Here is a 354-nt window from a genome sequence, read left to right as displayed (position 1 = left end):
GTCACCCAGCTCGGCAATCACTCCAACTGCGACCAGTAAGCGCACACCGCGCATGGCCTGAATGGCTTTAACGACAGGGTAGTAGCGCCAGTTTTTGACATGATAGCTGAGTTCGTTATCCAGCCGCTCCAGGCGGCGGATACGCTCGGTAATGGTTTGTATTGCTTCTTGCAGTACGATTTGCTGGGCAGGGTGCGGTAGTATCAGCTCAGTAAGCCAACGTAAATGCTTTGCTGACCAGTTGTCCTGGATGCTGCAACGAATGTTGTTGCGAAGCAGCAGGGCTTTGAGCTGATACTTCGCGTCTTTTAAATCCTTCATCGCAGTTTCACGGGCGCGTGATAAATCACGCAT

General features: G+C 52.0%; 1 pseudogene. It reads right to left on the bottom strand.

Annotation, left to right across the window (positions count from 1 at the left end):
• Positions 1–354: pseudogene (locus tag Q3O60_RS17650) on the bottom strand (IS110 family transposase); the annotation flags it as partial.

The organism is Alkalimonas collagenimarina, from assembly GCF_030717845.1.
GTDB classification, from domain to species: domain Bacteria; phylum Pseudomonadota; class Gammaproteobacteria; order Enterobacterales; family Alteromonadaceae; genus Alkalimonas; species Alkalimonas collagenimarina.
The sequence above is the reverse complement of the archived record's forward strand: the minus strand, read 5'-3'. Positions and strand labels throughout refer to the sequence as shown.